Source organism: Sabulibacter ruber, assembly GCF_017355955.1.
Classification (GTDB): Bacteria; Bacteroidota; Bacteroidia; order Cytophagales; family Hymenobacteraceae; genus Nibribacter; species Nibribacter ruber_A.
The window spans coordinates 478,952-498,969 of sequence record NZ_JAFFID010000001.1; the positions used below are offsets into that span (position 1 = coordinate 478,952).

Annotated in this window: 17 protein-coding genes; 13 read left to right on the plus strand and 4 right to left on the minus strand. The window is 43.1% G+C overall.

All coding sequences use genetic code 11. The features are described 5' to 3' along the window. The first annotated feature begins 56 nt into the window (after nt 1–56). The 4 genes from JT719_RS02045 (at nt 57) to JT719_RS02060 (ending at nt 3,092) form a co-directional block, all read left to right on the plus strand. Entirely contained in the window at nt 57–635 is a 579-nt protein-coding gene (locus JT719_RS02045; RefSeq protein WP_207430565.1) for a helix-turn-helix domain-containing protein, read from the plus strand. Continuing rightward, nucleotides 635–1,753: a tyrosine-type recombinase/integrase gene (locus JT719_RS02050; RefSeq protein ID WP_207430567.1), complete on the plus strand. Its 1,119-nt coding sequence runs from the start codon at nt 635–637 to the stop codon at nt 1,751–1,753. The genes JT719_RS02045 and JT719_RS02050 overlap by 1 nt, the downstream gene beginning before the upstream one ends. Nucleotides 1,754–1,761: 8 nt before the next feature. Continuing rightward, on the plus strand, nt 1,762–2,634 hold the full coding sequence (locus tag JT719_RS02055) for a hypothetical protein (RefSeq protein ID WP_207430569.1): 873 nt from the start codon (nt 1,762–1,764) through the stop codon (nt 2,632–2,634). 98 nt (nt 2,635–2,732) lie between these two features. Beyond that, the gene (locus JT719_RS02060) at nt 2,733–3,092 is read left to right on the plus strand and encodes a helix-turn-helix domain-containing protein (RefSeq protein ID WP_207430570.1); all 360 of its coding nucleotides are present in this window, start codon (nt 2,733–2,735) and stop codon (nt 3,090–3,092) included. A 996-nt stretch (nt 3,093–4,088) separates the two neighbouring features. Here the strand turns inward: JT719_RS02060 and JT719_RS02065 are convergent. Beyond that, entirely contained in the window at nt 4,089–4,508 is a 420-nt protein-coding gene (locus JT719_RS02065) for a hypothetical protein (protein ID WP_207430572.1), read from the minus strand. A 1,294-nt stretch (nt 4,509–5,802) separates the two neighbouring features. Between JT719_RS02065 and JT719_RS02070 the strand changes: the two genes are divergently transcribed. Further along, nucleotides 5,803–6,096 (plus strand): hypothetical protein, encoded by a 294-nt coding sequence (locus tag JT719_RS02070; RefSeq protein WP_207430574.1) that lies wholly within the window; start codon nt 5,803–5,805, stop codon nt 6,094–6,096. A 97-nt stretch (nt 6,097–6,193) separates the two neighbouring features. Here JT719_RS02070 and JT719_RS02075 read toward each other — a convergent pair whose 3' ends face one another. Next, nucleotides 6,194–7,213 (minus strand): DnaB-like helicase C-terminal domain-containing protein, encoded by a 1,020-nt coding sequence (locus JT719_RS02075; protein WP_207430576.1) that lies wholly within the window; start codon nt 7,211–7,213, stop codon nt 6,194–6,196. 323 nt (nt 7,214–7,536) lie between these two features. Here JT719_RS02075 and JT719_RS02080 point away from each other — a divergent pair, with 323 nt between their 5' ends. Continuing rightward, nucleotides 7,537–9,660 (plus strand): hypothetical protein, encoded by a 2,124-nt coding sequence (locus tag JT719_RS02080; RefSeq protein WP_207430578.1) that lies wholly within the window; start codon nt 7,537–7,539, stop codon nt 9,658–9,660. Between the two features lie 68 nt (nt 9,661–9,728). Here JT719_RS02080 and JT719_RS02085 read toward each other — a convergent pair whose 3' ends face one another. After that, nucleotides 9,729–9,977, minus strand: coding sequence for a hypothetical protein (locus tag JT719_RS02085; protein ID WP_207430580.1), 249 nt, complete (start codon nt 9,975–9,977; stop codon nt 9,729–9,731). Between the two features lie 244 nt (nt 9,978–10,221). Continuing rightward, entirely contained in the window at nt 10,222–10,869 is a 648-nt protein-coding gene (locus JT719_RS02090; protein WP_207430582.1) for a recombinase family protein, read from the minus strand. 566 nt (nt 10,870–11,435) lie between these two features. Between JT719_RS02090 and JT719_RS02095 the strand changes: the two genes are divergently transcribed. The 7 genes from JT719_RS02095 to JT719_RS02125 all read left to right on the plus strand — a co-directional run bounded on the left by JT719_RS02095 (nt 11,436) and on the right by JT719_RS02125 (nt 19,989). Continuing rightward, a complete protein-coding gene (locus JT719_RS02095) occupies nt 11,436–11,579 on the plus strand; it encodes a hypothetical protein (protein ID WP_207430584.1) in 144 nt (47 codons plus the stop codon). Between the two features lie 487 nt (nt 11,580–12,066). After that, the gene (locus tag JT719_RS02100) at nt 12,067–12,825 is read left to right on the plus strand and encodes a hypothetical protein (protein WP_207430587.1); all 759 of its coding nucleotides are present in this window, start codon (nt 12,067–12,069) and stop codon (nt 12,823–12,825) included. Nucleotides 12,826–12,830: 5 nt separating this feature from the next. After that, nucleotides 12,831–13,499 (plus strand): PIN domain-containing protein, encoded by a 669-nt coding sequence (locus JT719_RS02105; RefSeq protein ID WP_207430589.1) that lies wholly within the window; start codon nt 12,831–12,833, stop codon nt 13,497–13,499. Between the two features lie 755 nt (nt 13,500–14,254). After that, a complete protein-coding gene (locus JT719_RS02110) occupies nt 14,255–15,199 on the plus strand; it encodes a glycosyltransferase family 2 protein (protein ID WP_242693049.1) in 945 nt (314 codons plus the stop codon). A 211-nt stretch (nt 15,200–15,410) separates the two neighbouring features. Beyond that, nucleotides 15,411–15,920 carry a GAF domain-containing protein gene (locus JT719_RS02115; protein ID WP_207430593.1) on the plus strand — a complete coding sequence of 170 codons (510 nt, stop codon included), beginning with the start codon at nt 15,411–15,413 and terminating at the stop codon, nt 15,918–15,920. 671 nt (nt 15,921–16,591) lie between these two features. Continuing rightward, entirely contained in the window at nt 16,592–19,150 is a 2,559-nt protein-coding gene (locus JT719_RS02120) for a PAS domain S-box protein (protein WP_207430594.1), read from the plus strand. Between the two features lie 407 nt (nt 19,151–19,557). Next, nucleotides 19,558–19,989: a CBS domain-containing protein gene (locus JT719_RS02125; protein ID WP_207430596.1), complete on the plus strand. Its 432-nt coding sequence runs from the start codon at nt 19,558–19,560 to the stop codon at nt 19,987–19,989. Nucleotides 19,990–20,018: the final 29 nt, after the last annotated feature.

A 20,018-nucleotide genomic window follows, 5' to 3' on the forward strand; every position in this document is an offset into this window, starting at 1 on the left:
TGCAACATATTGCACCATATAGCTACCTTTGGCTACAACTAACACCATTTAGCAACATGAGCTCAAATATTAGGTTAAAGCGTATCTGCCAGCACTGTGGTAATGAGTTTGTAGCAAAGACCACAGTTACTCAATACTGTGGAGACACCTGTGCTAAAAGGGCTTATAAGGTTAGGCTCAGAACGTCAAAGGTTGAGGCAAGCAATAAGGAAACTAAAGAGACTATCCTAAAGCCAATTGAGGAGCTAAACGCCAAAGAGTTTTTAAGTATAGCTGACACCTGCCAGCTTTTAGGACTTAGCCGCTGGACTGTATGGAGAGCGATAAAGGCACAGGAGTTACCATCTGTAAAAATTGGTAGGCGCTGTATTATTAAGAGGTCTCACCTTGACCAGATGCTAGAGCAAAGCAAGCCTACTCAACCTACTAAAGAGGCTCCACAGGACGCTTTAAACCTAGGAGAGTGTTATACCATATCTGAGATACAGCGGAACTATAACATATCTGAAAAGGCTTTATATGAGATTATAAAGCGTAATAGCATTCCCAAAGTAAAAGAGGGTATTTACACCTACGTCCCTAAAAAGCAAATAGACAACATACTAGGCTCTATGATTAGCCAGAAGGCACTGTAATGACTAAAGTTAAGCTAAGAAGTAAGGCTATCTCTGGAGGCCGCCAAACATTATACCTTGATTACTACCCCCCTATTTCTAACCCAGAGAATGGTAACCTCACACGCAGGGAGTTTCTTGGCCTTTATGTTTTTGATAAACCTAAGTCGGTAACTGAGAAAGAGTATAATAAAGATACCTATGATTTAGCTGAGAGTATAAAGGCAAAGAGGCAGGTAGAGGTAAATAACCAGCGCTTTGGCTTTTTGGCTAAAGGTAATTTAAGTATCACACTCCACTCCTACTACCTTGACCAAGTAAATAAACGCTCTGGCTCTAATGTCGGTAACTGGCAAAGCTCCCTTTACTACCTAAAACGATTTTTTAATGAGGGCACTAAGCTCTCAGAGCTTACTTTAACGGATTGCCTAGGCTATAGGGACTACTTATTGACTGCACACAGCCAGCGCAGCCCAGATGCAAAGCTTTCTCGCAATTCAGCTGTTTCTTATTTCAATAAGTTTAAAGCCACCCTTAAGCAGGCTTTCAAAGAGGGTATTCTACATATTGACATTAATGCCAAAGTGCCCTCTATTTCAGCTGGAGAGACGCAAAGGCAATTCCTAACCCAAGAGGAGCTAGAGGCTTTATACAATACAGATTGCAAGTTACCTATCCTAAAGAGAGCGGCTATATTTTCAGCTTTAACTGGCTTGCGATTTTCAGACATTCAGAAGCTCAACTGGTCTGAAGTGCAGCACAGCCTAATTGAGGGGCATTACCTCCAATTCAGGCAGAAAAAGACTAATGGTGTAGAATTACTTCACGTTTCAGAACAAGCTGTAGGGCTCTTGGGAGACAGAGGTGCTAATAATGAGCTCGTATTTAAAGAGCTTACATATTCTGCTTACAATAATGACATACTTAAAGACTGGATTAAGGCAGCCGGTATAACTAAGGCTATTACTTTCCACTGCTTTAGGCATACCTATGCTACTCTGCACTTATCCTTAGGCACAGATATTTATACTGTATCTAAGCTCTTAGGACATAGGGAGCTTAAAACAACTATGGCCTATGCTAAGGTTATTGATAAGACCAAGAGAGAGGCAGCTAACATAATAAAATTAGATATTTAAAAGCTTTAATGGAAAAGAAGATAGACTTAAATAAGTTTTTAGCATTAGTAGAGGTAGGACGTTTCTCTGAGCTGGAAATATATAATTATGTTGAAGCTTTGACCGGAGGCTTTGACCAGCACAAGCTAGGCTTAATGCAAAAGACTGTAAAACAATATATAATAGACCGTAAAGAGGAATACTTTACTGAGCAGGAGACTAACCTTATAGACCTTCTAAATTTATTTCCTGATGAGGACAAAGAATTTCCCTTTAAGGAGATTCCAGACCCAGAAACTTTTTTTGGTAAGGACAAGGCTAAACTTATTAAGATACTAAAAAAGTACTATGATGAGGGGAAAGGGTTACCATTCAAGGAGATTCCAGACCCAGATACTTTTATAAAAAATGAGAAGCGTTTTGCTGGGACAATACTCATACTTGACAAAGAAAAATTATTTGGAAATGCTATACACTTTCAACTGTACCTAGTTTATGAGCTACAAAACCTGATAAGTGCGAAATTGGCTCCGCAGCTTCATAAACCTTTAAAACCTAAACATACCCCCACAGGCATTTCTATTAAATTTATACAGCTCTTAACAGAGGAGGGAAAGAAAATCCTACCGTTTTTATTAGACGCCTATAGGGGCTCTAAAATCAAAGAATACTCTTTGATGTTTTTGTCTTTAAAAGCTTTGGGGTACTTAACAGAAGAGGTAAACGGCCTTAGTGATGGTAAGATAGTAGAAGCTCTCAGAGAAACTTTTGGAGAAAGGGTGGGCAGTAGAGCTAGTTTTAACAAGGCTTTGAATGATTACGGCATATACATAGACTCCACAAGAAAAGCGGAGTTAAATCGTCATATACAGCGTATTAAAGAAGCATTTGGCCACCTTTAGGTATTGGCTGCTAAAAGCAAATTCTTAGCAGCTTTTTAGCTGCTAAAGATACCCCAAGGTATTGTCACAACTTTGCATCATACCAAGTGATGAGAGCTATGACAGAAACCAATTCCGCTTATTTTGAAGCCCGATTTAACAAGCTAGAGGCTCAGATAGACCTTTTATTTGAAAAGCTAGGAAACTTAACTCCTGAGCAAGAAATCTCAGATTTCAACAACCAATTACTTACAATTACTGAGGCAGCCAAATTTTTAAGCCTTGCCAAACAGACCCTCTATGGTTTAGTGCAGCGCAGAGCCATACCAGTTTGTAAACAGGGCAAGCGCCTCTACTTCCCAAAGGATGAGCTTACAGAATGGATTAGAGCAGGACGTAAAAAGACCCGTTCTGAGATACAGGCAGAGGCAGCGGTTTACGTAGGAGCTAAAAGAAAAAGACAATTAGCCACAGCTTAAGTAAAGTTTGCAGTAGAATTAAGACAGACCCCTTAAAAGGTCTGTTTTTTTATGCACAACCACCATTTTTGAAGCAGTAGGGTCATAATCCATATAAAAATAGCTGATTACCTAGTTTCTGGGCTTATGGCTGCCACATCTGCCCTAGGGCTGTGCCTTTACCTTACTTTCCAGTAGAGAGGCTATAAAGGGCTTATTTCGCCTTATTTCTCTCAGGCTATGTATGGCTAGTACTATAAATCTTCCCAAGATTCATTCCATACAGTAAAATCCTCTGAGCAAAATCTGTTTAGTGCATAGCGATAAGCTTCTGAAAAGGACTCAAACCGCTCTGGCAGAGTAATGCCATGTCTTATAACAAAAAAATTAGGCGTAGTAGGCTGGCTATACGCATTTAAGCACTCTTCTTCCCCTCTATGTCCCTGCCTTTTAGTCTCCATAAGAACCATAAACTCGCTTTGTATTACAAGTTTACTGCCATTCAGCTATTTAAGACAGAAATGGTATTAAAACACGTATAAAAACAGAATAAAACCTAGTTTATACGTAATGCCATACTTACTCCTAGAGTAGCGATACTGGTGAGAGCTGGGCTGGCCAGAGACCCACATAAGAGGCATTAACCTCATAACTCTAATAAGACTCTGACAATCAATGTTTTTCAGTAGTGATAAAACATAGGCAGGCAGTTAAAAGAAAAAACCCACTAAAATAGTGGGCTCTTTGGGTAACCGTATGAATGAAAGTTGATTGCCTTTAGTTGAGCTGGCTTACTTGGTTTACAAGCCTCATTAGCTCAGAATGGGGAACCAGCCAGAATTTAGGACGCATTAGGCATCTGGTGGCCTTAACCTTGCCTGTACTGATTAAGCGCCTTACGCTTGAGTCGCTAATAGGCAGCCCTCTCTGTTTTAGGGCTTTCTGGAAAGCCTTTAGGGTGTAAAATGCCTGCTCTGGTTGTGCTGTAGTGGTATTGCTCATAGTGTCTCCTGCTCTTTATTTCTTGCCTCCAAATTGCTCTAAACGCTTATCTAGCTCATGCTGTGGGATAACCCAGCGGCCATAGTCATCTTTTGAAAGGTCTATTTTGCCGTAATACATTTGATTGTGTAGCTGGTCTTCTGAGAAGTCAATGCCATGCAGGCTAAGCTCCCAGATAAACCCGTAGATAGAATAATACCCTTTTTCTATTGGTGGCCACTTTTTGCCACTGGCTTTAATGCGTCTCAGTAGCTCCTCTTTTGCAATATGCCAGTTGCCTTGGTCATCCATTTTGCACTTAAAGGAGCATATTGCCATACCTCTGCCCACTGAGTCTATGGTAATGTTCACCCCTCTCTCTGAGAGGATTTTCACGAATTTCAACAATGGTATGTACTCCTCCTCTTTCTCCACTGTAGCTGTCTCTCTGCTCATAATCCCTCCTCCTTTTAACTGTTTAAAATATGTTTCTACTGTGCTCCTCCACTGTGTCCCTACTGTGTTAAATAGGGTGCTTCTAGGCTTAAGGGGCAGGCCATCTCCTTAGGCAAAAGCAGAGCTTAAAAGCAGTGCTTATGCCGGAGATGACCCACCAAAACACCGCTTCTGAGTGTATCGGGGCTCCCTAGACAAAAAGCCAAGCTCTGGGAGTTCGCTAGTATTTTCGGGCTATGGCTTTTGCCCCTCCATCTCATGCTCTAGCTTTGCCGCACTGTCCATGTGAGAAATCTTCTAGGACTAAGACTGTGGCCAAACGTAAGTGACCCCGATACCTCCACAGAATAAGGCTCTTTTTGCTCTGCTCTGAGCACTAAAAAGTCTCACATACATATAGGGAAAAGAGGTGGCCAGCGTGAAGAAATCCCTAAAAAAAACGTCAATAAATAGCAAAGTTCTTTAGATAGTGCTACTATTCAGGGTTAAGTGCAATATGTCTAAAAGGAGTGTAGAGGCTCTGGGTGGGGTACGTCTGGCCAGCTCTGGCCTTTGTCCTTAAAGCTCTGGGTATGGGGCCCTCATTATTTGTGGTGGGCTTCAGCTTTGATGCTGGCAGGTAGAGAGTGCTTAGCCTGCTTTTAGTGCTGCCCTCCTTATAGTGGCAGCGTCTTAGGCAGGAACTGCTCTTAATTGCTTCCCTATTGCAATAAAAGCCAATCTAGGGCAGTGAGGCTGTATAGATTTCTACTGTGGCCTTACGGCCTTTGAACTGTGTTTGTACTGTATTCCTACTGTGTTTAGAGAAGAGGAGTACGCTGCGCTTCCTCCTCCATATATGTGCCCTACTTTATTAACAAAGTGCATAAGACAGCATAAGAAGTTCAAATTATGACAAATTGCCTCTTTAGGTTTACATATTACAAGCAAAGGTAGTGCAGTTGCATGACGAAACCGACATAATGTCAAGATTGGCCAATTTCAATACAAAAAAACAGGTTGGTATTATAATGGCATAGCCAAATGAAACCAACCTGCTAAACTGACTTAAAATTTTGTAAGTATTGGGGTTTCCTCTTATGCGATTCTTTACCCTACCTAAAGGCTAGTTACCTAATTAGACTTACAAAGTGCCTATAGCTAAATGAATGGGGATTCTCCTTAGCTGTACTTGGCGCAAAGCTATAAAGATTTTATTAGATAAGGTATTTAATAAGATATATCGCATACGGCCTAAATGTAGGTACAGGAGGGGGCATTACGTTAGTATGCGCAAACTAATAATATAAAACTTATGGCATTTTTTACCACTTCAGATTTAAAACTAAAATACTCTTGGAACGCTAGGCAGGAGGGCGATAATCCAAATTATATAGGAACGCTTGACAGAATCAAGGTTGACAGACATGAAGGCTATGAGGTTCTACATTTTATTAATCAGGTTGCCAGCGACAGCAAATGGACATCAGCAGATAAAGCAGCTGGCTGGAAGTTGGAGAAAATGCTTAGAGATGCCCCAAGTCAAATGACTATGCGCAAGGACTTATTAGACTGGATTATTGCTAATTGGAAAACTTATAATAAGTAGTTGTGAACATAAGCAAGCTCTTAATGGAGCTTGCTTATTTATTGCCCTGACCTCCTATGCAGTGAAGTTTTAGTTACCTTTTTAGATTAGTTTATTGTTAAAACGGAGGTGCGTCATCCCAGCTGGAGTGTGGTAAACCGTCCTTAAAATCACTATTCATTTTATTTCCTAGCCTTATTGTAACAGGAAAACCAGTAAGCTCATCTATATCTGGAATAGAATCAAAGGCTACCTCAGGCTCATTATTTGCGGCAGTGAACTTTGTAAACTTAGCTATAAACTGGAGAGGTACTGTGCCTAGCCTACCATTGCGGTGCTTTGCCACAATCAGCTCCGCATTATATGGCTTTGGGTAATTATTCTCATATTCTGTACCGCCATAGTATTCAGGCCTATATAGAAAGGCCACAATGTCAGCCTCATTTTCTATTGACCCAGAGTCACGGAGGTCATTAAGTTTAGGCCTCTTATCGTAATACCTATTTTCCACTGCCCTGTTAATTTGGGAATTAGCAATAATGGGTATTTCAAGCTCTTTAGCCAGCGCCTTTAGCTCTCTAACGATATAGGACACCTCTTGCTCCCTATTGCCCACAAACCTCCTTTGCTCCTCATTTAAGGACACTCTCTGAATGTCATCTATAATTACCAGCTCAGCCCTTCTGCTTTCTACCAGTGCACGGCAATCTTTGAGGAGGACATTAAGCCAAAGTTTTGAGTAGTCATTAATAAGCAAGGGACTCTCCTGAATTTTTCTGGTTGAATGCCTAACCTGTGCCACCTCATAAGGCATAAGGTTATTCTTAATTATCTTATCTAGGTCTATGCTGCACTCTCCAGATATAAGCCTCTTAATAATTTCGCTTTCTGACAGCTCTGCACTGAGATAGGCCAAAGGCTTACCATACTCCACTGCTAAGGCACGGGCTATAGACATGGTTAAGGCTGTATTTCCCATGGAGGGCTGGCCAGCTAAGACATATAAGTTTCCCTTTTGAAAACCATTAGTTATCACATCTAATTCTGGGAACCCAGAGGGCAATCCATTTAGTACAGCCTCACCAGTGGTGGCCTCTAGCCTCTCAATCTCTTTTTGAAAGCCTGAGTTCTCTGTCATGTTAGTCTTATTTAAATATAAGTAGCAATGTAATGCTTTATGATTTAAGCAAAGTATTAAATATGCTGTTAATCTATTAAACCTCTACTGCTTTATACTGTGTTTCTACTGGGAAAGGAGTCGCAGGCGCTCCTCCTCCATATATGTGCTGTAAATTCCTGACATAGTACAAGGCTATTCTTTTAAAACACAAGGATTATGGTGAAGCAAAAATGTGGCTTAATAGCTAGAATTGGTCTTAATAGCAATTACTATCAATGTGGTTTTAATCACTAATTCTGGCCTGCCTCTTTTCCTATACTATCCTAAACAGTAGGTAGGAAATGACAGCAGAACAGGTACGATTTGACATCGTTTTAAAGGATTTGGGGAGCTCTCCCATGGCCAAGTTTGTCCAGAACATGGAGAGGCAGGTAAAGAGCATTACCAAGCTAACAGGCTCACTGGAGAGGAGCTTTGCAGGCACCCAGAAAAAGATAAGCGGCTTAGCCTCCAGCATGGCTAAGATGAGCTCCAAAAAGCCACTCACAAACCTTAACAAAGGTCTCCAGACCACTAATGGCCAATTAGACAGAGCCATTAGCAAAATGAATAAGCTGGCCAATATTGCCCCAAAGGCACCTACCCTGCCTACGGCTCCCACTGCTGGGGCTAAGGGAGGCTCTGGAGGTGGCAGCATGGTAGGAGGTGCCCTTAAGGCGGCTGCTGGCCTCTTTGCCGTTGATAAGGTCTTTGAGTTTGGAAAGGGCGTTATAGACGTTACTGCCAAATTTGAGAAATATGAGGCAGTGCTTACCAATACCTTTGGCAGTGCAGAGAGGGCTAAAAGCTCCATGCAGATGCTTACGGACTTTGCAGCTAACACCCCTTTCTCAGTAGACCAGCTGACAGACTCCTATGTGAAACTGGCTAACAGGGGCTTTACCCCTACCATGCAGCAAATGACCAAAATGGGAGACCTAGCCAGCTCAGTAGGGAAAGACTTTGACCAGCTGGTAGAGGCAATTTTGGACGCAGAAATGGGTAAGAATGAGCGAATTAAGGAATTTGGCATTAAAGGAAAGGACAATAGGGATGGTACTATGACCTACACTTTTAAAGGCCAGAGCAAGACCATAAAGAAAGACGCTGCCAGCATTAGGGAGTATATGCTAAGCCTAGGAGACCTTAAAGGAGTGGGTGGCTCCATGGAGGCCATTAGTAAGACGCTGGGTGGCCAGCTCTCCAACCTAGGAGACAACTTTATGAGCCTCCAGAGAATCATAGGGGGCAGCTCTGGGGGTATCTTTTCCTATGCTATCTCTGGAGCCAATAGGCTCATAGGCTTCTTTAAAGAGCTTATTTCAAAGGGGAATCCAGTAAGGCAGGCTTTCACTGGGCTCTATAACGCGGTGGCTCCCATGGGGCAGGCTATCTGGGGTGCCATGAGCTCCATTAACCTCTTTAACGGAGAGGGCACCATGGCAGAGAAAACCATAAATTTAGTGGCTGGGGCGGTTGGTGCCGTTACCCCAGTGGTTAGCTTTCTGAGCGGCATAGTGGCCAGCGCTGCCAACTTTGTAGCCACCTATAAAACACAGTTCCAGTTCCTCACAGCTACGCTGCTGGCAGGGTTTGCGGCCTATAAAATTGTGGGGCTCATAGGCTCCTTTATCGGTGTTGTGAGGGCTGCCACCACTGCCACTGCCCTAGTCACAAAGGCTCAGGCGGCATGGAATTTTGTGATGAATATGAACCCTATAGCTAGGGTGGTCACCATTATAGGCGCTCTTACTGGTGCGGTGCTGGTGGCATGGAATAAGTTTGAGGGCTTTAGGGGTACTATTATGGGTATCTGGGAGGTGCTAAAGGGCTTTGGCTCTGCCCTCACCACTGACTTTGGAGGCTCCATTATGAGCATGGGCAGGGGTATAGCCAATTTCTTTGGAAAGCTCATTACCCCAGTGTTTACCATGATTGAGGCCATTAAGAGCGGGGAGTGGATGAAAGCGGCTAAGGCAGGTGGCCAGCTGCTTCTAAACTTTACCCCAGCTGGTTTCATGGCGCAGGCCACTAAGTCTGTGACCAATGCAGTAACCAGCTCAGAAGCCTTTAAACGGGGCAGGGACAAAGCCAAAAATGGTGGAGGTATACTGAGTATGCCAGACTTTTTCAGTAAGGCTCAGGCTGTGGCAGCCACTCCAGCGGCTCCAGCTAGGGCAGGTGGAGGGAACGCTAAGGCAGTGGCAGCGGCCAATAGGGCGGCAGAGGACACAGCTAAGGTAAAGTCATTTGCTGGAGAGGGTGCTACAAAAGGTGGCCTCCAGATGAACATAGAAAACCTGTTTAACATCAACACCCAGCGCCTACTAGAGTCAATGGGTAAGGATGGGCTGGCCATAAGGGACGTGCTCACTAAGGAGCTACTGGCCATTGTGAAAGACGTGGAGGTGAGCCACGGTAGCTAAATTCACCAATAAAAGAGAGAGAGGGGTACTGTTTTCCTACCACTTTAGCAGCCCCTCTCCCACTCTTTTTACCAATTTGAGTCAGTGGGCAGGCTGCCACCCAAGTCCAAGCCACTAAAGCCCAAATCTCTCTCTACTAGCACCTCTTTTCCCTCTGAGAGCTCAGAGAATAGGGAAAACATACCTAGCATTTCCTCCTCCAGCTCCATTAAGTCTGGTATATCTAAGTCTAACTCTGTCTTTAGTTTGCTGTCCAGCTCTAGTAGCTGCTGGGTGCTGTAGTCGTTACTGGTAAAGGGCGTAGTAATATTGTCCATGGTGTAAGGTGGGTTGTGATTTAGTTAATTAGTTTGATACTGGTATAGTTAAAAAGTCTAAAAACGGGCTCGGGGCGGGGGCAGAAAATGCACTATTTCAATTCCTGAGAATTTGCTTTGAGAAATGGAGGGGGTGGACACCCTAGTAATACCAGAGGGTTAAAACCTTGAAAATTAGCCCGATAATATTTGTGCCTTTAAGGCCACAGACCCATGCCCCCCTCTTTTTTTGGAGGACTGGGGCCTACCCCTTAGCCTCCTGCTCTAGCTCTTTCATTTTATTCTTAACCCTCTGCACTGTAGATATGCCTATCTCACAAATTTTGGCAGTGTCTCTTACTGTATGTCCCTCATTAAGGCACTTAACCACCTTTTTGTATTCCAGTAGCATCTTGTCTGTAGCCTTTACGCTACCCTTTTTCCTGCCTATGTGCTTACCCTGCCTCTTTGCCTCTGCCATTCCTGACTTAACACGCTCAATAAGGGTAAGACGCTCCATTCTCCCTATATCTGCCAGAATGGTCACAAGGAACTGAGCCATAGAGTTTAGACTTCCATTAGGGTTAAGGGTCTCCAGATTGTAATTCATTACCACAATAGAGACCTTATAGGAGTGCAGTTCTTCTAAGGTGGCCAGCACCTCTGGGGTGGCTCTGCCTAGGCGGCTTACCTCATGCACCAGCACCTTATTCACTTTGCCAGTTCTGGCCAGCTCCAATAGCGTTTGTATGGCCTTTCTCTCAGTATTGGTTTTAGAGCCACTAATGGTCTCACAGATAGTCTCCACTATTTTATACCCCTTTGCCTCTGCATAGGTGGTAAGCTCTGTTATCTGTCTTTCCTGCTTTTGGTCTGCACTGGAGACTCTGACTAATAAGGCTACTTTGTTCATGGCTCTAGCTCCGTTTCTGATATGCCAAAGGTAAGGAGAGTATTTTTAGTAACCAAAAAAGGTTTACGTTTTTTGAACACAAAAATTTAGAGATTCTTACCTCGTTTCCTGCCTGCAAAGCCACATTTTTTCAAAGACCTTTTTTTGAACACAAAATACCTAGGGGCATCACACCCTTAGAGCCATTTACTCTGTTTAGAGCTGTGGGAGTAACTAGGGATAGCTAAGCGCAAAATTGCGCTCAATAGAAAAGGCAAGCAGAGCCGCACTCTGTACGTCTAACTCTAAGCCTGATTCCCCCTGCTTACTTTAAAGTGGAATACATAAGTTTTAATGCGATTTGAGAAAGTAAGACTGAGGTGGTTGGCTGTGCTCACCACTATAAACCACCGTTTAAAATAATGACCACCCAGCCATAAACCTCCCTTGAACCTCTGTTTTAGACTGTCGGAGTAGGTAAGGGTAGCTAAGCTCAATTTTGAGCTCAGTGGGAAAGGTATTATTTCAAATGCTGGGTGGCACTTGCTATATTGGCAGGAAAAAAGGCCATGGTCAATACCAACACTATGAGAGAGCAAATTTTACAGCTGGAGATTCAACTAGTAGAGCTCACACAGAAGTACGGACTTAATGCCACCTTTGAGGAGCAAAGGCAAGTAATAGCGCTGGGTAAGGAGCTGGAGAGCTTAAGAGCACAGCTGGGCGGCTAGAATTTTAACCAGCTCAAACCTGTGCCCGTTAAAAATGTAGACCTAAGAGCACAGCTGGCAAGCTAGACTACTAACCAGCGAAATCTTTCGCCCGTTAGATATGCAAACTCATTGAGAGCTCAGATGGCTAACTGAGCGCAATTTTGCGCCTAGTAAATTTCAGAACTTTGAGAGGGGCAGCATATATACTTTATTCCTTAAGGCTTTTTGGTATTCTCCCTCTTTGTATAGGGTGTTTCTAATGAAACCCTAATAAAATGGGCTGTTTTTACTGGGTTTTCTGGGTGCTGGAGTGGGATTTAATGCTCAATTAGTATTAGTCTTTAAAACATGACAATTAATTAAGCGGTGGGCTCCAATTAGTGCCTATACCCTTTCCCATTAGTGATTTATTAAGCTTCTAAGCTCAATAACCCAAAGCAGCCGTATTTCTAAAGCCCGGCTGGTATTCTATGTATTCTTAACATTATTTGTTTACTTGCGCACAATGGAAACTGGTCAACATATAGTGGAATTGAAATTTGAGGGGAATGGCATTAAGCCCTCAAAGGTTAAGGCTAGTGAGGTGGCTGAGCTAGTTACAAGCTTTGAGGCAGCTATTTATGCTATCATAAAGGCTCAGCACCCTTCTATTGATGACTCCCAAGTCTTAATAAGCTTTAACCAAGTGCAAGACCAGAGTCTTAGTATAAAATGCCTAGCTAACATTGCCAAATATGTTTTACCAGCCTATGCCCTCATAGCCTCCTCTTTTAATTCTGAGCAATACAGCACTTTACCTAGCACCTCAGTTGAGAACCTAAGAAAAATAACTAGGTTTTCAAAAAAGTATGAGTGCGAGGGTGTCTTAATTCAGGACGGCAAAAGGTTAGCTCAATTCAATAAGGACACTGAGATTGTCTATAAGGACGCTGGTACTTCCCGTGGAGATACTACTATATATGGGACAGTATTAAAAGCTGGAGGTGACACACCTAGAGTTACCCTAAAAATTGATGATGACTATACTGTAAGTTTTGAAGTCTCTAAGGCGATAGTGATTAAGCTTGCAGAAAACCTATATAAAGAAGTAGGCTTAATAGGCAACGCTAAATGGGATAAGAGAACTTATAAGGTAGTAGACTTTAGAGCAGAAAGCATTATCTTTTTAGAGCAAGCTACTATTCAGGAGACCTTCAAGGAGCTGGGGCAACTCTATAGCAAAGCGTTCAATAAGTTTGACAACGTAGACAGACCACAAAGCTAAGAGGTATGAGCAGGCTTGTTTTAATTGATAGTCAACTTTTCATCTGGGGTATAAAAGGAGAGGCTAGACCAGAGCAATTTCATAAAATTGCCGAAAGCAAACGCTTATTAGATTGGCTACAAGAGCGCAAATACAAGATTTTACTACCTGTACCACAAATGGTAGAGCTTTTATCCTGTGCAAATCCTAGTGAACAGCAAGCTATAAAGGATTTATTTGATAGAAGGTTTCGTATAGTACCGTTTGACTCTATGGCTGCTGAGGTCTGTGCAGAACTCCTCTATGACTCTTATAATGATAAAGACCTAATAGCCTACCGTAAGGAGCACAAGGTTACAAAAGGCTCCATTAAATATGACTGCATGCTAGTAGCAGTAGCAATAACAAATAGAGTTGAGGTAATTTATTCCACCGACCCAGACCTTAAACGTTATGCTAATGGTCGTATACACGTATCGGAACCCCCTTTTATACCAGAGCCCTCAGAAATTGGGAAACAACTAGAAATGTTTCCAATGTTAGGCTCGGAAGAAACAATAGAAGAAACTCCAGATTCTATAGTTACCCCTGAGATTGCTGCTGCCATAGAAAGGGATGGTTATTACGCTACACCACATGGCACAATAATAGCTCCGCTAAGTGACAGTGATGGTGAAATTATAGTCAATAAATAAGACTATATTATTACAAGTCTACACGGCAGAAATCTACTATTTGCTCCTTATTTGTACCTCAAAAACAGAAAACTCTTTGTAACTCCCTGCAATACAGACTCCTATAAATAAATATTACATTCTGCATCGGCAAGTAATATTGGCTATAAAAGGGTTTTTAGCCCATTTTTTGATTTTAACGGATTTTCAAAGTATCATCTAGCTTAAAAAGATCGAGGAATTTGGTTATGCTTTGTTTTAACCTCCTTTTTGGTGCCTTTTAGCAAAAGGCACCAAAATGATCCTGCCTTTCATATATACCCCTCAACAAGCGAAGGAGTTAAACGCTAATCTACATTAGTGCTCCAACATGACTAAGGTTTGTTTGATTATATAACACCATTATGAATACAAATTTTTAAAGAAAATATAAGAACTTATTAAGGCATTTTTGTAACTTAGATAATTAAGAACCACTTACTTATGTAGGTTCCTTGAAAAGGATAAAAACCAATCGGGTGAATTGTATTTTATTACAAGGCTATATTATAAAAATTATACTCTTTATACGTAAATGTTCTGAATACCATAACGTAGGAACCAGGATCTACCATTAGATACAGCAGAGAAGTTGGTAATAAACCTATAAATACAAACAAGTATCACCCCCTGATCTATCACAAAGTCCTTAATTAGCTTTTATGGAGCGTATCCCAACTTCAGCACCATATATACCGGAATTAAGTAACAATGAGAGTAGGCCCTTGTGGTCAGTGATGATTCCGGTTTACAACTGTGCTGAATACATACCAGATGTCCTGAACAGCGTGCTAGCGCAGGATCCGGGTGAGGACCAGATGCAGATTGAGGTTGTAGACGACCACAGCACCGACACTGATGTAGAATTGCTGGTTCAGGAATTAGGCAAGGGTAGAATAGGTTACTACAGGCAACCCGTTAATGTAGGCAGCCTTAGAAACTTTGAAACTTGCCTGAAAAGATCAACCGGGCGCTTGGTACACCTACTCCATGGCGATGATCGCGTGAAACCCGGATTCTACAAGAAAATAGCCTCTCTTTTTCAAAATTACCCGCAGGCGGGCGCCGCCTTTAGCAGTTACAGTTTCATTGATGAACAAGGCGCTACAACCAAGATATATGATCCCGAAGCCGAACAGGATGGGATTTTAGAGAACTGGCTTATCAGGATAGCAGAGCGGCAGCGCATTCAGTATGCTGCCATGGTTGTACGGCGGGAAGTGTACGAGAAACTGGGCGGGTTTTATGGAATTAACTATGGCGAGGATTGGGAAATGTGGGTGAGGATAGCGAAAAGTTACCCGGTTGCCTACACCCCAGAAGTGCTTGCAGAATACCGGGGTCACCTGGGATCTTTAACTTGGGAAAAAGCGGTAAGCGGCAAAACGTTCACTGATCTTCTCCATACCATAAATGTTATTCAAAAACATATACCCGAAAACCACCGGAAAGAAGTAATGTATAAAGCCAAGGAGCATTGCGCCAACTTTCTGATTGGGATGGCTTTTAATATCTGGAAGGAATCTCCCAATTGGAAATGCGCCCAAAACCTAATCAGGCAAGCCTTGCTCTTCAGCAAAAGCCCTTACATTATTGGGCAAGTGATAAAATTCTATATCAAAACCGGTTTAAAAATCTACAAAGTGCAGCAAACCCCAACTGTTTCTCCCCTTCCTCTTTAACCCTCTTCCTTTCCTTGGGGCTTTAACAATATAATTCGGTATACTTTCAGCCTGTCTTGTTAAGACCGACTCCTCCTGACTTCATCTTCTTGGAAATATATAATTATCTCCATTTTTTCTACTTTACATAAATCCAAAAATATACCCTACTTTTGAATCCAGAATACGTATGGCACTTAGGTAGGGCTGTAGTTTAGATTTAGAAGTACAAATGGAAAATTCTTTTGGGATACCCATCATCCCCGATAATGAAGAAGAGAGATTGGCAAAGCTGCGCAGTCTACATGCCTTGGATACCCATAAAGAAGAGGGCCCTTTCAAGCACATCGCGGCTATGGCTACCCGCATGTTTGATGTTCCCATTGCGCTGGTAAACCTGGTGGACCGGGACTATGTCTGGACCAAAGGCAGTGCCGGCATGGAGGTTACTTCACCGGTGCCCAGAGGAACCAGCCTATGCTCCCTTGCCATCCTTCGGGACGAAACCACTGTCTTTGAAAATGCCAGGGAGGAACCATGCCTTTTGGCTAACCCCATGGTAGTTGGAGAATTCGGGTTAAAGTTTTACGCCGCCGCCCCTCTAACTACCTCAGACGGGTACAATATTGGCGCCCTCTGCATTGTAGACAAGGAACCAAAAAACTTCTCTGAATCAGACCAGAAAATCCTCAAAAACCTAGCTTCAATTGTAGTGGCCGAGATTGAGAAGGGACTTGTATAAGGTAGAATCACCACATCAGTTTTAAATCCTTTCCTGATTCAATATAAATATAAGTCCTATTAAGAAAGGACATTAGGTAAGGTGAACTGGTCATTGGCCTCAACTAGCATTAGAAAGGGCTATTGACCGGTTCACCTTTTTATTTTCTTATCAATACCCACTTCTTTGCTATTCAAGAGGATTGATGGAAATCATCATACCTAACCAAGAAGGCAGTTTAAGTCTTTTCGCAACTACTTTTCTGAAGGGAGCATAAAACAATTCTTTTAGCTAAATCAGTAGCAAATAGTAAGGTCTCTTAAGGTATCAAAAGCAATCACCAATCTTTCTCACCTTAAAGTGTCTTTCGTTTTTATGCTCTTTTCTAGATATCACCTTCAAAACAATTAGCTTGATAATATGCAATGGGAGTAAATGTAAGCCAACCCGATTGTTATCTTGTAATTCATGAACTCTCTTCTCCTTCCACTAACCAGCCAATCAGAGCAGACAGTTAGCTAACCCGTAATTCTTTAGTTTTTACAAAATATAAACATACCAACACAGCTTCTCCTGAAACAAATCTTCAATCCTATACTTTCCTTTAATTCTGATCTAAATAGGCCTAAAACGCACTAGTGAGCAATTTTACCTTTTTGTAATTTTGCCGGCCATATTCTATTCAACAGATCGTGATTCAGAACACTTCAGGACTAAGTCTCAAGGAGGATGTATGGGGAAAAATGGCCCATTACTCGCAGGACTTGCTTTGCACCATTGACCACCAAGGGAACTTCCTTCAGGTAAGCGAAGCCAGCAGCACCTTGCTTGGTTACCAAAGCACGGAGATGTGCGGTCAGCATTTTTCTGGTTTTGTATTAGAGGAAGATCTTCCAATTACCCAAGAGGCCATCAATGACGTATTTGCGGGACATAACAGAACCAATCTAGAGATTAGGCTAATCCACAGAACCGGCCAGACCTTGTATTTTCTTTGGAGTGGGGCCTGGTCTGCCGAAGATCAGGTCATTTACGCCATCGGTAGGGATGTAACGGAACTGAGGATCAGCAGGAAGAACCTGGAAGAAAGTGAACAGAGGTACAAAGCGTTGTTTGAGCACAACCCCGATGTCATCTTTCTGGAAAATACCGAAGGATTGGTGACAGAGGTAAACCAGAGTTTCTGCGATGCCTGGAGGATCTCCAGGGATAAGGCTATAAACCGGCCGGCCTCCGCTTTTCTTCCTCCTCACCTGATTTCCGTGGCAGAGCAATCGTTCAAGGAGGCGCTTTTAGGAAGCATGCTGCGGTGTGATCTGGAGTTTGAATGTGAATCGGGCCAAAGACGGGTTTTTGACACCACCAAGTACCCTATCTGGGTGAATGGGCAGATTGTGGGTGTCCAAACCGTAGCCAAAGACATCACGCCTATGGTTCTGTCCTATGAGACCATCCAGCACCAGGCCCATAAACTGAACACCATTCTGGAAAGCATCACCGATGCGTTTCTCACCTTAAGCAAAGACTGGCAGATCACCTATATCAACAGCGAAGCAGAAAACCTGCTGGCTTTGGATAGAAGGCAGCACATAGGCCTGAGCTTCTGGAACCTCTTACCAGAGGAAATGGGAAGCGAGATCTACCTACAACTTCTGCAAGCCTTGGAAACAGACTCAACCGTAGATTTCACTTCCTTTCTTAAAACCCATAGTAAATGGCTCCGGGTAAAGGCCTACCCCTCTGAGGAAGGACTATCTATCTACATTGACGATGTAACCCAGCAGGTGAAAGCGCAGCAAGAGTTGGAACGGCTCTCGTTGGTTGCCCGTCATACCACCAACGGGGTAGTAATCACAGGCAATTCCAATACCATAGAATGGGTCAACGAAGGCTTCACCAAACTAACGGGTTACACCCTGGAGGAGGCCGTGAACAGAACACCGGTAGAGTTACTGAAAGGAGAAGAAACCAATGCTTCTACCATCCAGCGGATTTATGATGGGATTGAAAAACCGGAAGCGTTCAGAGAGGAAATCCTTGTTTATGGAAAAACAGGCCAGAAAAGGTGGCTGGATGTAGAGCTTACCCCGGTGCTGAACGAAAAACAGGAACTCACAAAACGCATCAGAATACTCTCAGATATCACCGACAGGAAAGCTACCCAGAAAGAATTAGAGAAGCTCTCACTGGTAGCCAGCAGAACCAACAACAGTGTGCTCATCGCCGATAAAAACTGGCACATAGAATGGATAAACAACGGCTTTACGCGATTGTTTGGCTACAGCCCGGAGGAAGCCATTGGCAAAAAACCTTCTGACTTGCTGCACAGCACCAGAACCGACAAGACGGCCTTTGCCGCCCTGGAGCAGAATCTGCTTCGTGGAGAAGCGATATCCTTTGAGGTTCTGAACCTGAAGAAATCCGGGGAAGAAGTCTGGCTCTCGGTGGAAGTTTCCCCGGTACTGGATGAGCATGGCAACATCATCCGTTTTGTGGAAGTCCAGACCGATATAACCCCTCTTAAAACTTCTGAGCGGGAGTTAGCCAAGCTGGCCAAAGACCTCTACCGCCAGAACAGCGACCTTCAGCAGTTCACGTACATTATCTCGCATAACTTAAGGTCTCCGGTAGCCAATGCCATGGGGCTGGCAGACCTGCTGCTGAACACCGCCGCCGATAAAACCAAATTTGAGAAAACACTGGATTTTCTAAGGCAAAGTATCTACAAACTAGATACCGTACTTAAAGACGTAAATACCATTCTGAGCATCAGAGACAAAAAAGGCAACCTGGAGCGGGAACTTGTCAACCTCAACGATGTAGTTTCCCAGGCCATGTCTTCTTTCTTTGTCACGCTTCAGAAAGAAGGAGCCAAAGTAAACATCAGCATCCCAGATGGGCTTACCCTTAAAGCCAACAAAGCCTACGTATACAGCGTTTTCTATAACCTTATTTCCAACGCCATAAAATACAGGTCGCAGGAACGTCCGCTTCAGGTAGATCTGAATTGCTTCGGGGATGAGCAGAAAGGCATCATCATCTCCTTCTCAGACAATGGCTCCGGTTTTGATGCCCAGAAAGAAAAGAAAAACCTGTTCAAGCTTTACAAACGGTTCCATCCTAAACAGGAAGGTCGAGGCATGGGGCTATACCTGGTTAAAAACCACATAGAGGCCATGGGAGGCAGAATAGAGGTATCCAGTAAGGTGGGCATAGGAACAAGTTTCCTCATTCACCTGCCGCAGGAGTAAAGCAAAAACAAAGAGGATATAGCAGATTAACTGAATTGGAAAGAGCGGGCTGACTTAGATTCATTCCTGATGATCTGAGTCAGCCTTCTGCTTTAAAGACTTAGTCCTTAGTGCACCTCTCCTGCTGTAAAGGTTTGCCCTGTATATTGCCTGGTGGTTTTGGCTAGCTTTAGGATAAATGAGCCTAAAACAGAAAACCTCCTTTCCTACTCCAACTTCAACTTATTAAGGCTTTCCTATTTCACACCCGTTAGTTTAGGTACATTTTTTTATTTTGGTTAATAAATTGAAATTAATTATTGAAATATTAAAACATAGTATTATATTTCCTTATCTGAAAAGATAAATCCCAAAATTGAAGAGGTTCCCCTCTTTTGGAAAACTATCAAAACGGAGGAAGAGGAAAAATGGGAAAGGTAAGAAACATCTTAGCCAGCAAAGGGCACACTATTTTCTCTATTGAGCCCGATGAAACCGTGTACCAGGCACTTGAACTTATGTGCGAGAAAAACCTGGGGGCCCTCCTGATTGTGGAACGTGGAAAATTTACCGGAATCTTCACCGAGCGTGATTACGCCCGCAAAGTAATCTTGAAAGGCAAGGCCTCTAAAGAAACGCTGGTCAGGGAAATCATGAGCGAACGCCCCATCACCGTTACTCCAGACACCTCCATTGAAGACTGCATGAAACTGATGACCCAAAGCTACATCCGGCACCTGCCCGTGCTGGAAAACGGCGAACTGGTGGGGCTGGTTTCCATTGGAGACGTTGTGAAGTACATCATTGAGGAACAGAAATACATCATTGAGAACCTGGAGCACTACATTACCGGTCACTAAGGGGTACTAACCCGTAGTGTGTTCAATCC